Source organism: Sporotomaculum syntrophicum, from assembly GCF_009932395.1.
Taxonomy (GTDB): Bacteria; Bacillota; Desulfotomaculia; order Desulfotomaculales; family Desulfallaceae; genus Sporotomaculum; species Sporotomaculum syntrophicum.
In genome coordinates this window covers 483,615-497,366 of record NZ_LSRS01000001.1, presented here as the reverse complement: position 1 = coordinate 497,366, position 13,752 = coordinate 483,615, and the positions used below count along the sequence as shown (strand labels likewise).

Genomic DNA, 13,752 nt, shown 5'->3' with positions numbered 1-13,752 from the left:
AAAATTTAAACAGACGAAGCCAGAAGAGAAGCCATAACTGGAGCAATTTCCCGAAACTACTGGTTAAATACCGGTTACCCAAGCCCAAAATATACGTTAATATCTATGAACTAAGGAAAAGTATCGGCTACATAATGTAAATGGCAGTGTGAAGAGCCGGATGCGGGAAAGCTGCACGTCCGGTTCTGTGAGGGGTGCGTGACCAATTAAATCATGGGGCAAATATTGTGACACTCCCAGAGGAAACGGGGAGAAACCGGGAAAACAAAGTGTCCCCTAAAGTTTAAGAGGTGCGCATCTACTCGACTTCTGTGTCAAAATGAAAAACATGATAGAATCAGGCGGCGTCAAACAAAACCACCCGGTTTACGGGTGGTTTTGTGGTTAATTAGTTTTTTCATAAAACAAAACCGGCTGAAAAGATACCGGACTCGGGCTAAAATATATCACAAAAATATGATGTATTATCAAAGCAAGGTGTTCAGGGGATTTTGCATAAGGCAAGTTATCCATAATATCTAGAATTTCGTCTTATTCATTTTTATGCAACTCCCTATTTGGCATTGGCGGTAGTAACCCGGCAGGATCAAGTTCATTTATTAGAACCCTGATCTGACAAAATAAAGCCTCATTACTGTTAGCTGACATTATACTATCCCCAAAAAAATCCAGATTGCGTCATCGCTTTGTGCCTGGATTAATAGTAGAACATTGCCGTGACAGTAGTATGTCGATAGGGTGTTATCTTTTTCTGTTTTTAATATTATCCATTTTTGATAAGGGTAAAGATATTTTTCAGAGTTAACTATTATCAACAGCTTTTAATACGGAACATCCAGACGTTGGCTCGTGTACAGTACGTTCACGGTGGTTAAGAATAGCGTTAACCGACCTTTCTCCCACCTCGTCGCACAGCCGGATCCATATCAAAATTCCAGGTCGGATTTATTAATCCGTCTATATCAAGCCCGGTAAGTATCGTGTCGATATTTAATTTCTTTTGTCTTTTTTCAATTTCTTGAAAACTTGTATACTCGGTCTCTAAACCAAATAAAGACGGGCAATACAGGTAGATATTCTCCGGGTCATGGGTGCTAACCAGAATGTCCTTATCAGCGTAATAGGATACATAGCCTTTTAACCACATCCTGTATTTGCCTAAATCAAATTTAAAGGTGTTGTTATTTAACCTGGCTTTAGAGCTTTTTGATTTTTTATGCAGCCCGGAAATGGTCAGCACCAGGCCTACCCTGAAGTTATTTTCATAGAAATATTATCTCGCTAAATATCATTGGTATGCATTGCCAACGGCGGGCTGTCGGAAACACGGCACAAAAAAACCATCTCCCGGCCAAGCTGCTTCGCAATATTTGCATCACAGCGTCAAATAATTATTATTTTGCTTTATAATGTTTATAGCGCACAGGTACAGATTATGGCTAACGTTATAATGTGTTTCGTCCCTGGAAGATAACAGCAGTCGAATGATAATGATTGCCACAGTGCCTGCGTTTTACACCAGATTTTTCGCATGTACCTGTGGCCGAATTAGCCACGTGCAGGCAAAAAATTCCCAAGTTTTGTTCTATTTTTTGGATAAGCTATGCCGGAAATGTATTGCTATAGTAATTAGCTTTATTATTTAAAATGAGGTGCTATAAATGAGGTTGACTCCGGCCGGTGAGCTGGCAAGGCGGATTAGTGCATTGCAAAAACTGTTGCAGCAAAAAGGTGTTGACGGCGCATTAATCATGGATCCCGCAGATTTGTTTTATTTTGCCGGTACGGGTCAGCGCGGTCACCTGTTTATTCCAGCCGGGGGCAGGCCGTTGTTGATGGTAAAGAAAAGCTTTATCCGCGCCCGTGATGAGTCGGCACTGGAAGATATAGTTCCTCTGGCTAATGTGAAATACCTGGACAAAATGCTCAATGAGTATGGTTATCAGAATTTAACTACTCTGGGGTTGGAGCTTGACGTATTGCCGGCGGCGCTGTACCTGCTCTTGCAAAGGCTGTTTCCCGGTGCTCAGCCGGTCGATATCAGCAGTTTAATCCGAACGGTGCGCATGGTTAAGTCAACCTATGAGCTGGAGGTGATCCGGGACGCCGCCCAGCTTAATTACATTATGTATTCTAAGGCCCGGGAATATATCAAAGAGGGTATTAGTGAATTAGAACTGGCGGGCCAGCTGGAGATGGTGTACCGCCTGGCCGGGCACTCGGGCACTGTAAGAATGCGAGGCTTTGACCAGGAGGTTTACTACGGCCACATTTTGTCCGGCTCCAGTGGGGGCATACCCAGCTGTATGGAAAGTGCCACCGGGGGGATGGGGGTGAGTGTTTCCTTCCCCCAGGGGGCGGGCTTTAAAAAGATAGCCAGGAATGAGCCGGTGGTGATTGATTATGCCGGGGTGATAGACGGTTATATGGTAGATCAGACCCGGGTATATTGTATAGGGCAACTGCCGGATAAACTTGTCCGGGCCCATGAGGCAGCGCTGCGTATTCAAGAGGCCGTTAAGCAGCTGGCTGTGCCCGGGGCTTTGTGCGAGGATATTTACCGTCAGGCGGTGCACCTGGCGGCCGCATCCGGCTTCGGAGAGCATTTTATGGGCTACTCCGAGCCCGTGCCCTTTATCGGCCATGGCATCGGCATAGAACTCAACGAATGGCCGGTGCTGGCCCCAGGTTTTAAAACCCCGCTGGAGAAAGACATGGTCATCGCTCTTGAACCAAAATTTATTTTCCCGGAAGGTGTTGTGGGTGTAGAAAACACCTGTGTGGTTGGGGAAAAAGGACTGGAAACCTTGACATTATTTGATGAAAATATAATTTATCTTAAATGAAAAACAGGGTGTATTTTTACGCAATACAAATATATTACATATTAATTACTTATTTGGCAAAATATTAGCTTCATAAATTCTATTTAGCCGGAGGCCCATTTTCCCTGTTTTGCACTCCCAGGTATAATTTGCCTGGCTTTTTATGGGCCTGAAGTAATTATGCCGGCAATAATGTCTTCTCAACAAAGTTATTGAGTTGATGACGAAGACCTTCAACTATTCACTTGCCGCATGGCATCGGGGCGCGGGTCAACGTAAACAGTTTTTTGCTTTTCATAAATCACGTATCCGGGCTTGGCCCCGTTGGGCTTCTTCACATACTTGCGCAGGGTGTAATCCACCGGCACCTTGCTGGATTCCCTGGCTCGGCTGTAATAAGCAGCCAGAGCGGCCGCTTCCAGCAGCGTTTTTTCCGGCACTTCGCGGCCTGCGGTGCGGATAATGACATGGGACCCTGGTATTTTGCAGGTATGCAACCAGATATCGCTGTCTTCGGCAGTCTTAAGCGTTAAAGTGTCATTTTGGTGGTTGTTTTTGCCGACCAGTACGGTGAAGCCTTCACTGGAAACATACTGCAGCGGTTTGATTTGCTTTTTTGTTTCCTTTTCACGTTTTTTGCCGGGTCTAACGGGTGGTTTTTTAATATAGCCCTGTTTGGTCAGTTCCCGGTGTATTTCTGCCAGGTCATCCATATTTTCAGCGATCTCCAGAGATGTTTTAACTCCCTCCAGATATTCCAATTCCTCTTCACTGAGCCGGGCCATTTCTCCAGCTGCTTTTTTGGTATTATTGGCCTTGTTATATTTATTAAAATAATGCTGGGCATTTTCCGAAGGCGTCAGCGAGTTATTCAGCGGTACGATAACCGGTTTAGCCTCCGGATCATAATAGTTTTCCAGCTCAATCTCATGCATGCCCCGCTCCATGCGATAAATATTGGCGGTGAGCAGTTCTCCATACAAGCGTAACCGTTCGGCTTCCCCGGCTTCGGCAACGCTTTTTTTCTGCAGCGCCAGTTTCTTGTTGAGGCGTTTGACTTCTTTATTGATTACACCCAGCAGCAGGTTCCTTTGCTTATTTACGGCTTCCCGGTCCTGCTTGCGGGTGAAAAACTCGTCAGCAATTGCATTAGCCGGGCCGGTTGTATAGGTAAATTTTTCATCCTCTACCACGGGAAAGGGGAAAAATTCCACGGGTTCGCCCTGGTGATTGCCGACCAGCAAAGCCTGCAGCTGATGCTCCCGGGCGTCTGAGGCCAGCGGCTGCCAGGTCTGCCAGAGCATGCGTAGTTCGTGTTCACCGCAGTGGTCTAATAGGATATCGGAGCTTAGCCCGGACAGTTTAACCAGCTCCCGGCAGGTAGGAATGCTCAGACCATCCAGCGTCTTTTGTAGGGCCACGGCCAGGTTGTCATCCAGTTGGCCGGACATTAGGGTTTCTCTGAAGTCATCTTCTAAAACCGTCAGCGGGTTGGCTTTTTGCGGTTCGGGCGGGGGAATATAAGGTTCACCCGGGAGCACTTCCCTGTGGCGGCTCACGGCATGGCCGTATCGCCTGATACCGTCCAGGATGGTATTGTCCGGTTGTGAGACCAGGATGATATTGCTGTGCCGGCCCATTATTTCACAGATTAGTGATTTCTCGGCCGGACGGCCCAGCTCGTCGCGGCAATCTACCCGAATATCCAGTACCCGGTCCAACCCGGGCTGGTAGAAACCACTGATTCTACCGCCCTCCAGATGTTTGCGCAAAAACATGCAAAACATGGGTGGAGAGGCGGGGTTGGGTGTTGATTGTTCGGTCAGGTGCACCCGGGCGTTTTGAGCGTTGGCATTGAGCAGTAATCGGTATTTACCCCGGGATTTGCTGATTATCAGAACAATCTCTTCCCGGGCGGGCTGGTAGATTCTCTCTATGCGTCCCTGGAGCAGCTGAGCATTTAGCTCGTGACATACATGGTATAAAAAAAGACCGTCAAAGGGCATGGCGGTTACCTCCGGCATTGGTGCTTTCTGGACGTTTACAGTATAACACCGGGGCATAAAAAGGGTCAAACAATCTTATTTAGCCGGGTGTAACTACCTGCTTTTTTACACTCGGTCATCCGGAAAAAAACTAATGGTAATATTTCCTTGTATGATTGAATATCCTTTTGATAAATATGGCAAATTAATCCAGGAGTTGAGGACATGCCCGATATTTGGTCCAAGCTCAGTGCCTTAGAAACAGCCAGGCGCTTAGAGGTAGATGTAATTAAAGGGTTAACGAACAGCGAAGCCCGCAGCCGGCTGGAACGGGTCGGCCCAAATATAGTGGAAAAAGGCCCTGAGGTTGCTGTATGGCAGATGTTTTTACACCAGTTTAAAGATTTGATTGTTTTAGTATTGCTGGCCGCCATGGCCATCAGCGGTTTGCTGGATGCGTGGGTCGAGGCGATAACCATTGCCGGCTTAGTACTGCTCAACGTTATACTGGGAGTAGTGCAGGAATACCGAGCCGAGCGTACCATGGCAGCCCTTAAGGATTTGGCTGCGCCGCGGGCCAGGGTAATCAGGGACCGCTTGGAGAGTAAAATTACCGCCGACGAGCTGGTGCCGGGGGATATTGTGTTATTGGAGGCGGGAGACCGGGTTCCGGCGGATATCCGACTAACCCATACAATGTGCCTGGAAGCGCTGGAAACTGTTCTAACCGGTGCAAACAAACCGGTGCGCAAGCATACCCGGGTTCTGGATGAAACCGCAGGTCCTGCGGACGACGGTAATATGGTTTTTATGGGGACAACGCTGACAAGCGGCCGTGGGCAAGGTATTGTGGTAGCTACGGGTATGGCCACGGTACTGGGTCAACGGACAGGTGCGGTTCAAACAACTAAAGAGGAGCCGACGCTGCTGCAGGTAAGACTGGCCCAACTGGGCCGCGGGTTAGTGTTTTTTTGCCTGGCCGTATGTACCCTGGTGGTTGTGGCGGGTGTGCTCCGCGGTGAGTCGGCGTACCTGATGTTGCTAACCGGACTAAGCCTGGCGGTAGCAACCATTCCCGAATGGTTACCGGCTATGGTGACCATTGCCCTGGCTGTGGGGGTACAGCGGATGATTAGCCGGGGAGCGCTCGTCAGACGCCTGTCGGCTGTAGAAACGCTGTGCTGCATCACCCATATTTGTGCCGATAAAACCGGTAATTTAACCCAAAATGAGATGACTGTCCGCAGGGTATACCTGGCCGGGCAGGAACTGGAAGTCAGTGGGGAGGGCTATGATCCCAAAGGTTGGTTTAAGGGCGAAACAGCTCCCGGCGGGCCGGATTTAACCAAGCTCTTAAGTATAGCAGCCCTGTGCAATAATGCTACGCTGTATCGCAATAATATGTCTATTGGCGGGTTGTTTAGAGGAGCTGGGCCAGGTCAGAAGGCCGCCTGGCAGATATCCGGGGATGCTACGGATGGTGCCCTGCTGGTGCTGGCGGCCAAAGGGGGCGTTTGGCGGGAGCGGTTGGAAAAGGAAGCGCGTCGTCTGGCGGAAATTCCCTATGACGCTGAACGTAAACGCATGACGGTTATTTACCGGGAAGCAGGAAAAACTGAAGCCCTGGTTAAGGGAGCACCAGAGGAAATATTGAATTTATGCACCCACTATCAGCGGGACGGGCGTAAAGTGCTGCTGGACGCCCATGCCCGGGCTGCTGTACTAGAAGCTCAGGCCAGAATGGCCAATGGCGCGCTGCGTGTGCTGGGCCTGGCTTACCGCGAATTGACGGCGGGGTTTTTCTCCGGGCAAATAGATGCGCAGGCTATCGAGCACAACCTGGTGTTTGTGGGGCTGGTCGGTATGGTTAACCAGCCCCGGCCTTCGGCCATCAGTGCAGTGCAGAGGTGCCGGCGGGCCGGTATTCGGGTAGCCATGATTACCGGCGATCACGTTTTGACTGCTCAGGCCGTAGCCCGGGAAATGGGCATAGCGGGCCGCGACAGCCGGGTGCTGACCGGGGAGCAGCTGGACCAAAGCAGCGATGAAGAACTGGCTGCCGTAGCCGGGGAGGTGCGGGTTTATGCTCAGGTTACGCCACGGCATAAGTTGCGTATCGTCAGGGCCTTAAAACGCCGGGGGCATATAGTGGCTATGACGGGCGAAGAGGTTGATGATGTCCCTTCCCTTAAAGAGGCGGACTTGGGTATTGCGCTGGGTCTTACCGGCACTGATGCTGCCAGGGAATCGTCCGATCTGGTATTAATAGAGGACAACTTTTCTTCTCTGGCAGCGGCGGTGGAGGAAGGTCGGGGGCTAGGCGTTAATATTCGTAAATTCATCCGTTACCTGCTCACCTGCAATGCAGGTGAAATGTTAGTGGTGTTGTTGGCTGTGCTGGGGGGACTCCCACTGCCGCTGCTGCCGGTGCAAATACTATGGACAAACCTCTTAACCGACGGTTTGCCGGCTATGGCTTTGGGGGTTGACCCCGTTGACCGGGAGAGCATGCGCACTCGGCCAATATCTCTGCAAGAAATGATTTTTTCCCGCGGGTTAGGCCGGCGCATCATTAGCAGCAGTTTCATTATGGCCTTGCTGACTCTGGCGGTGTTTAGCCTTGCTTACCTTGTTGGGAATAACCTGGATGCAGCACGTACGATGGCTTTTAACACCCTGGTATTCGTTCAGCTGTTTTATGTGTTTTCCTGTCGTTCGGAACATCTGACCATACGGGAACTGGGAATAACCTCCAATCCGCAGCTGGTCTGGGCAGTACTTATTTCCACCTTGCTGCAGCTGAGCATTAATTATTTACCCTTTTTGCAACCTGTTTTTCATACCGTGCCCCTTAGCTTGTCTCAATGGCTAATCATCTTTGGTGCAGCTTTGCTACCAAGCCTGGGCGGTTGGCTGCGCGGTCAGTCTTACAGGGGTTGGCAGGAGAGGTTAACCTATTAAGAGTGCATTGATTCTATCAGTCCATGAAGTTTGTCAAATACTTCATGGACTTTTTGTTCAGACGTTCAGTTATGCTATGAGATATCCTGTATACTTGCTTGTTGTCGGCAGGAAAGAATAGACGCGGGGGGAACTATAGTATAAAATATAGAGAAAATGTCGTCAGGAGGAAAAATAGCTTTGCTTTTTACCAAAGTACATGGATTGGGCAACGATTTTATTTTGGTCAATAAAAATGAGGTGCGGGATTTACCCGGTGACCTGGCCGGACTGGCGATAAAAATTTGTCACCGTAATTTCGGGGTGGGCGCAGACGGCCTGGTGTTGATTGGCCCCGGCAAAGAGGCTGATCTGGCTATGCAAATTATTAATGCCGACGGCAGCGAGGCGGAAATGTGCGGCAATGCAATTCGCTGCGTGGCTAAATATGCTTATGAGCGGGGTTTAGTACAGCAAACAAAAATGGCCGTGGAAACCGGGGCGGGTATTAAGGTGCCTGAGCTGGTTGTCAATAACGGTATCGTTACGGCGGTGCGGGTTGATATGGGCGAGCCATACCTGGATAGAGAACAGATTCCGATGAACGGTTCTTCCGGTCGCGTAATTAATGAACCCCTGGCGGTTGGTGAGGATGTTTTTAATATTACCACAGTATCCATGGGTAATCCCCACTGTATCATTTTTGTTCCCGATGTTGCTGCGGTACCTCTTGGGAACTTGGGACCTCGTGTCGAAACGCATCCGGTCTTTCCCCGTAAAACTAACGTTGAGTTTGTTCAAGTTTTAAATGAACATGAAGTGCGTATGCGGGTTTGGGAACGAGGTGCCGGACCTACGCTGGCCTGCGGCACCGGTGCCTGTGCTACTGCGGTAGCGGCGGTGCTGAATGGGTATACCGGCAGAACCGTCCGGGTATATCTTTATCACGGAACGCTGGACATAGAATGGTCGAAGGATAACCACATCTATATGACAGGTCCTGCCGAGCAGGTTTTTAACGGTGATTATCCCATTAGCTAGGAAAGTCAGTTAACGCGGCTCGACCGGCTAATGGTTTATGAATAAAGATTGTGTTTATGGGAGGTTTAAAAATGGATTTTGCACAGGCGCAGAGGATTAAAAATTTACCACCTTATTTGTTTGCCCGAATCGAAAAGTTAATTAAGGAAAAACGAGATGCCGGAGTGGATATCATCAGCCTGGGTATTGGCGACCCCGATATGCCCACACCGGGTTATATCATAGAAGAAATGCAAAAACAAGCTGAGGTTGGTGAGAACCACCAGTATCCCTCTTCGGCAGGTATGCCGGCCTACAGGGAGGCTGTGGCCCAGTGGTATAGTAACCGGTTTGGTGTGGAGCTTGACGCTGCTAATGAAGTGGTTTCCTTGATTGGTTCCAAAGAAGGGATTGCGCATATATCTTTTTGCTACTTAAATCCCGGTGATCTTGTTCTGGTACCTGACCCGGGCTATCCGGTGTATGCTGGCGGTGCCATTTTAGCCGGTGCCGAGCCCTACTATATGCCCTTGCTGGCAGAAAACGGTTTCTTGCCTGATTTAAGCGCTATTCCAGCCGATATTGCACAGCGGGCCAAGATAATGTTTATCAACTATCCAAATAACCCTACCGGTGCCGTGGCCGGCGAAGAGTTCTATCGGGAAGCAATTGCTTTTGCCCAAGCATATAATATATTAATTTGCCATGATGCCGCTTATTCCGAGATTGCTTTCGATGGCTATCAGCCGCCCAGTTTCCTGCAGTACCCGGGTGCCAAGGAAGTAGGCATAGAGTTTCACTCGGTGTCCAAGACTTATAATATGACCGGCTGGCGTATTGGCTGGGCTGCGGGTAATCACCAGGTGGTGGAGGCGCTGGGCAGGCTCAAGTCCAACATTGATTCAGGCCAGTTCCAGGCTATTCAATACGCTGCTATCAAGGGTTTAACCGGGCCGCAGGATGCCGTGCTGCAAATGCGGCAGGTTTATCAGGAACGACGCGATATCCTGGTGGATGGCCTGAACAGTATGGGCTGGCAGCTGGCCAAACCAAAGGCAACCTTCTATGTTTGGGCGCCGGTTCCAGCCGGGTATAGCTCTGAATCCTTTGCCGAGATGGTTTTGGATAAGACCGGTGTGGTGGTTACCCCGGGCAGTGGGTATGGCAGTGCCAGTGATGGTTTTTTCCGCATGGCCTTAACCGTGAAAAAGGAGCGGATGGTAGAAGCTTTGGAACGGATGAAGAAAAATATTGGGACGGTTAAGTTTTAATTGGGATTTGAAAGCTGTAATTTCAGTTAGGTAAGTTGACAAATAAATTCATGCAACAATAGGAGGATGGAGATAGTAACATGAGATTAGCTGAGCGTGCCAAGAATATCAGTCCATCTCCCACCTTATCCATTGACGCCCAGGCCAAGAAAATGACAGCCGGGGGGATCAAGGTGATTAACTTCGGTGCCGGCGAGCCGGATTTTGATACACCGGAGAATATTAAACAGGCAGCGGTTCAGGCTATTGCTAAGGGGATGACCAAATACACCCCGGTGGCCGGTATTGAGCCACTGCGCCAGGCTATTTGTAATAAGCTGGCTGAGGATAACGGCTTGCAGTATGAGCCCAGTCAAATTGTGGTCTCTTCCGGTGCTAAGCATTCGCTGTATAATGCCTTTCAGGTGTTGTGCCAGGAAGGAGACGAAGTGATTCTGCCTGCCCCCTACTGGGTGACTTATCTGGAACAAATTAAAATGACAGGTGCTAAGCCGGTCATTGTGCCCACCAGGGTGGAAGATTGTTTTAAACTGACGCCTGCTCAGCTGCAAAGCGCGATTACTGCTAATACCAGGCTGTTTGTATTAAATAGCCCCGGCAACCCAACCGGAGTTGTGTATACCAAAGCTGAGCTGGAGGCCTTGGGTGAAATACTAGAAAAAAATAACATAGCTATTATTTCGGATGAAATATATGAAAAATTAATTTATGATGCTAACCGGCATGTTAGTATTGCTTCTTTAAGCCCGGGTTTAAAGGATTTAACTGTTGTGATCAACGGTGTATCTAAATCTTATTCCATGACGGGATGGCGCATTGGTTATGCCGCTGCGCCGCAGCCGGTTGCTAAGGCGATGGCCGATCTGCAGAGCCATTCCACATCTAACCCTACTTCCATTGCTCAGGCGGCCAGTCTGGAAGCCATAACCGGCACTCAGGAGTCTGTGCAGAAAATGGTGGCTGAGTTTGCCAAACGACGGGATTACATGGTTGATAGATTAACTGCTATTCATGGTGTTCGGTGCAATCGCCCGGGCGGGGCATTCTATGTATTCCCTGATGTCAAAGCACTGTTGGGTAAAAGTTATGCCGGTGAAGCTATCAATAATGCGACCGATCTGGCCAGGGTACTTTTAGCAGTAGAACACGTGGCCATTGTTCCCGGTGTGGCCTTTGGTGATGATAATTGTTTCCGTCTCTCCTACGCAACTTCAATGGATAATATCCGTGAAGGACTGGACCTTATTGAAAAGGTACTCAAAGCACTGCAGTAATCACGCAGCGCATCGGCCAGGTGAGTTTAGAAGACGCGCCACGGTTATACTACCTGGCGTGTTTTTTTATAAAATTTTTTGGTTGGAAACATTATGTCACCTTAATTAACATTGAATTAATTCTTTATTGGCTTTAGACAAAGATTATCACTGATTTTCTTTTTATTTAAAGGAATTTCTTTTTTCAGGTAGAAAAATTATTTTTAGTATCAGAGTCAATACTATATACTACTAAACCAAGCTGGGTGGTGGAACATTGACCAAAAGCATGACCGGTTTTGGGCGCGGTGAAGTTAATTCTGAAGTGTTAAAAATAATTATTGAAATGAAGTCAGTCAATCATCGCTATTGTGAAATTGTTTTACACATGCCCCGGTCCATGAATGTCCTGGAAGATCGTATTAAAAAATTAATACAGCAGAAAATTGCCCGCGGTAGGGTGGATGTATATATTAACGCGCATAGTTGCGGCTCGGAGCGGACAAAGGTAAAAGTAGACGAGTCACTGGCTGCCTCATACATACAAGCGGTAGAAGAGTTGAAAAGTAAACTGCCCTTGACCGGAGAGGCAACTGTCACGGAATTGCTGAATTTGCCCGGTGTATTTTCTTTGGAAGAGCCTGAAGAAGATACGGAGCTCTGGTGGCCTGACATTGAAGCAGCCCTGGTTCAAGCACGGGAGGGCTTAATGGATATGCGTAGCAGAGAGGGAGACCGGTTAGCTGCTGATATTCAGGAGCGGATCGGGCGCATTGCTGCGTTTGTCGATGAAATAGAACAGCGTTCACCATTGGTGGTAGAAGAATATCGCGAGCGGCTGCGCCAGCGGTTGCATGATTTGCTGGAGTCCGGCATACTGGACCAGGCTCGGCTGGATGCCGAGGTAGTGCTGTTTGCTGAACGCTCCAGTATTGCGGAGGAAATTGTGCGGTTGAGAAGTCACTTGGCGCAGTTTGGGGATGACCTGGCGCTTAGTACGCCGGTAGGCCGGAAACTTGATTTTTTACTGCAGGAGCTTAACCGTGAAATTAATACTATTTCCTCAAAATCCTCTGATGTGAGCCTTAACCGTACTGTCGTAGAAGTGAAAAGTGAATTAGAAAAAATAAGGGAACAAGTACAGAATATTGAATAACAGGAGGCACGGACATGGATATAAAATTAATTAACATTGGTTTTGGCAATATTGTTTCAGCTAACAGGATTATTGCCATCGTCAGTCCTGAATCGGCACCAATTAAAAGGATTATTACTGAGGCCAGGGACAGGGGTATGCTGGTGGACGCCACTTATGGCCGCCGGACCAGGGCAGTCATCATAACAGACAGCGATCACGTCATACTCTCAGCTGTACAGCCTGAAACAGTGGCCCACCGTTTGGTCAATAAGGACAGTGTTGTCGTTAACGATGAAGAGTAGCACCCGGGGGAGCTTAATCGTGGTATCGGGCCCATCCGGGTCCGGCAAGGGAACAGTATGCCAGGGCTTGTTCAAAGAACTGGCCAATTTGCAGCTTTCTATATCTGCAACGACGAGAAAACCGCGCGGCCAGGAGCAGGACGGGGTAGACTATTATTTTTTGAACCGGGAACAGTTTGAGGCAATGATCGCAGGGAATCAGTTGCTGGAATGGGCCGATGTCTACGGGAATTATTATGGAACACCGCAGAAGCCGGTGCTGGAGGCGCTTAGCCGGGGCGTAGATGTCGTTTTGGAAATTGATGTCCAGGGTGCTCTGCACGTTAAGAGTCGGTATCCCGATAGCGTGCTAGTTTTTTTATTGCCTCCGTCCCGGGCTGAGTTGGCTAGGCGTCTAAAAAACAGGGGCACGGACAGCAGCGTAGATATTGAACAGCGAATGCAGTGGGCGGAAAAGGAAATTAAAGAAATACCCAGGTATGATTATCTGCTCATTAACGATGACTTAGCGGAAACCGTACAAAGGTTATGTGCTATTGTCATTGCGGAAAGATGCCGTCCCAGGCTTTTTGATATAGATTTGCTTTTGCATAACTACTAGCAAGCCTGCACCAGTTTAGTATTTAACCAAGCTGATTTAACGAATATGTTATGGAGCAGAATTAATTTTGGCAGGGTGAGGTTATTACATAGTAAATTAAATTGTATGGAATATACTATAAAGATGACTAAATAATGCAACATAGATAACGATATTTATAGTTGGAGGTTTGACGTTCTAATGGCCATGAATAAACCTTCTTTAGATATTTTAATGGAACACGTAGATAGCCGGTATACCCTGGTGGTAATAGCGGCCAAACGTGCACGTCAAATAACGGAAATTGCGTTACAACAAGATCAAGAGGAAAAAACATGGTTAGTAGGTAAACCCGTTTCAGCGGCGCTAAAGGAAGTGGCTAAGGGGGAGGTTACCTACAGGAGGACCAAGCAGGGGATAAAATAACGGGGGTGACTC

At 48.4% G+C, this 13,752-nt stretch carries 11 protein-coding genes; 9 read left to right on the top strand and 2 right to left on the bottom strand.

Features of this window, described 5'->3' with window-relative positions:
- Nucleotides 1-883: 883 nt before the first annotated feature.
- On the bottom strand, nt 884-1,240 hold the full coding sequence (locus tag SPSYN_RS02470; RefSeq protein ID WP_161820904.1) for a hypothetical protein: 357 nt from the start codon (nt 1,238-1,240) through the stop codon (nt 884-886).
- A 421-nt stretch (nt 1,241-1,661) separates the two neighbouring features.
- Between SPSYN_RS02470 and SPSYN_RS02465 the strand changes: the two genes are divergently transcribed.
- Nucleotides 1,662-2,846 (top strand): M24 family metallopeptidase, encoded by a 1,185-nt coding sequence (locus tag SPSYN_RS02465; RefSeq protein ID WP_161820903.1) that lies wholly within the window; start codon nt 1,662-1,664, stop codon nt 2,844-2,846.
- A gap of 212 nt (nt 2,847-3,058) precedes the next feature.
- Here the strand turns inward: SPSYN_RS02465 and SPSYN_RS02460 are convergent, their stop codons facing one another.
- The gene (locus SPSYN_RS02460) at nt 3,059-4,831 is read right to left on the bottom strand and encodes an Rqc2 family fibronectin-binding protein (protein ID WP_161820949.1); all 1,773 of its coding nucleotides are present in this window, start codon (nt 4,829-4,831) and stop codon (nt 3,059-3,061) included.
- 204 nt (nt 4,832-5,035) lie between these two features.
- Between SPSYN_RS02460 and SPSYN_RS02455 the strand changes: the two genes are divergently transcribed.
- From SPSYN_RS02455 to rpoZ, 8 genes are all read left to right on the top strand, one after another.
- Nucleotides 5,036-7,771, top strand: a complete 2,736-nt coding sequence (locus tag SPSYN_RS02455) for a cation-translocating P-type ATPase (RefSeq protein WP_161820902.1) — start codon at nt 5,036-5,038, stop codon at nt 7,769-7,771.
- Nucleotides 7,772-7,951: 180 nt separating this feature from the next.
- Complete coding sequence (gene dapF / locus SPSYN_RS02450; RefSeq protein WP_161820901.1) at nt 7,952-8,791, top strand: diaminopimelate epimerase; 840 nt, start codon at nt 7,952-7,954, stop codon at nt 8,789-8,791.
- Nucleotides 8,792-8,862: 71 nt separating this feature from the next.
- Entirely contained in the window at nt 8,863-10,041 is a 1,179-nt protein-coding gene (locus SPSYN_RS02445; protein ID WP_161820900.1) for an LL-diaminopimelate aminotransferase, read from the top strand.
- 80 nt (nt 10,042-10,121) lie between these two features.
- Complete coding sequence (locus tag SPSYN_RS02440; RefSeq protein ID WP_161820899.1) at nt 10,122-11,315, top strand: pyridoxal phosphate-dependent aminotransferase; 1,194 nt, start codon at nt 10,122-10,124, stop codon at nt 11,313-11,315.
- A gap of 256 nt (nt 11,316-11,571) precedes the next feature.
- On the top strand, nt 11,572-12,450 hold the full coding sequence (locus tag SPSYN_RS02435; RefSeq protein WP_161820898.1) for a YicC/YloC family endoribonuclease: 879 nt from the start codon (nt 11,572-11,574) through the stop codon (nt 12,448-12,450).
- 14 nt (nt 12,451-12,464) lie between these two features.
- Nucleotides 12,465-12,734 carry an extracellular matrix/biofilm regulator RemA gene (remA, locus tag SPSYN_RS02430; RefSeq protein WP_161820897.1) on the top strand — a complete coding sequence of 90 codons (270 nt, stop codon included), beginning with the start codon at nt 12,465-12,467 and terminating at the stop codon, nt 12,732-12,734.
- A complete protein-coding gene (gene gmk, locus SPSYN_RS02425) occupies nt 12,724-13,335 on the top strand; it encodes a guanylate kinase (protein ID WP_161820896.1) in 612 nt (203 codons plus the stop codon). The genes remA and gmk overlap by 11 nt, the downstream gene beginning before the upstream one ends.
- 186 nt (nt 13,336-13,521) lie before the next feature.
- Nucleotides 13,522-13,740: a DNA-directed RNA polymerase subunit omega gene (rpoZ, locus tag SPSYN_RS02420; RefSeq protein ID WP_202623708.1), complete on the top strand. Its 219-nt coding sequence runs from the start codon at nt 13,522-13,524 to the stop codon at nt 13,738-13,740.
- Nucleotides 13,741-13,752: the final 12 nt, after the last annotated feature.

Bases quoted from the DNA above. Each gene is read 5' to 3' on its own strand.
- SPSYN_RS02440 (WP_161820899.1), top strand. From the start codon at position 10,122: ATGAGATTAGCTGAGCGTGCCAAGAATATCAGTCCATCTCCCACCTTA.
- rpoZ (WP_202623708.1), top strand. From the start codon at position 13,522: ATGAATAAACCTTCTTTAGATATTTTAATGGAACACGTAGATAGCCGG.
- SPSYN_RS02460 (WP_161820949.1), bottom strand. From the start codon at position 4,831: ATGCCCTTTGACGGTCTTTTTTTATACCATGTATGTCACGAGCTAAAT.
- SPSYN_RS02445 (WP_161820900.1), top strand. From the start codon at position 8,863: ATGGATTTTGCACAGGCGCAGAGGATTAAAAATTTACCACCTTATTTG.
- remA (WP_161820897.1), top strand. From the start codon at position 12,465: ATGGATATAAAATTAATTAACATTGGTTTTGGCAATATTGTTTCAGCT.
- SPSYN_RS02455 (WP_161820902.1), top strand. From the start codon at position 5,036: ATGCCCGATATTTGGTCCAAGCTCAGTGCCTTAGAAACAGCCAGGCGC.
- SPSYN_RS02465 (WP_161820903.1), top strand. From the start codon at position 1,662: ATGAGGTTGACTCCGGCCGGTGAGCTGGCAAGGCGGATTAGTGCATTG.
- gmk (WP_161820896.1), top strand. From the start codon at position 12,724: ATGAAGAGTAGCACCCGGGGGAGCTTAATCGTGGTATCGGGCCCATCC.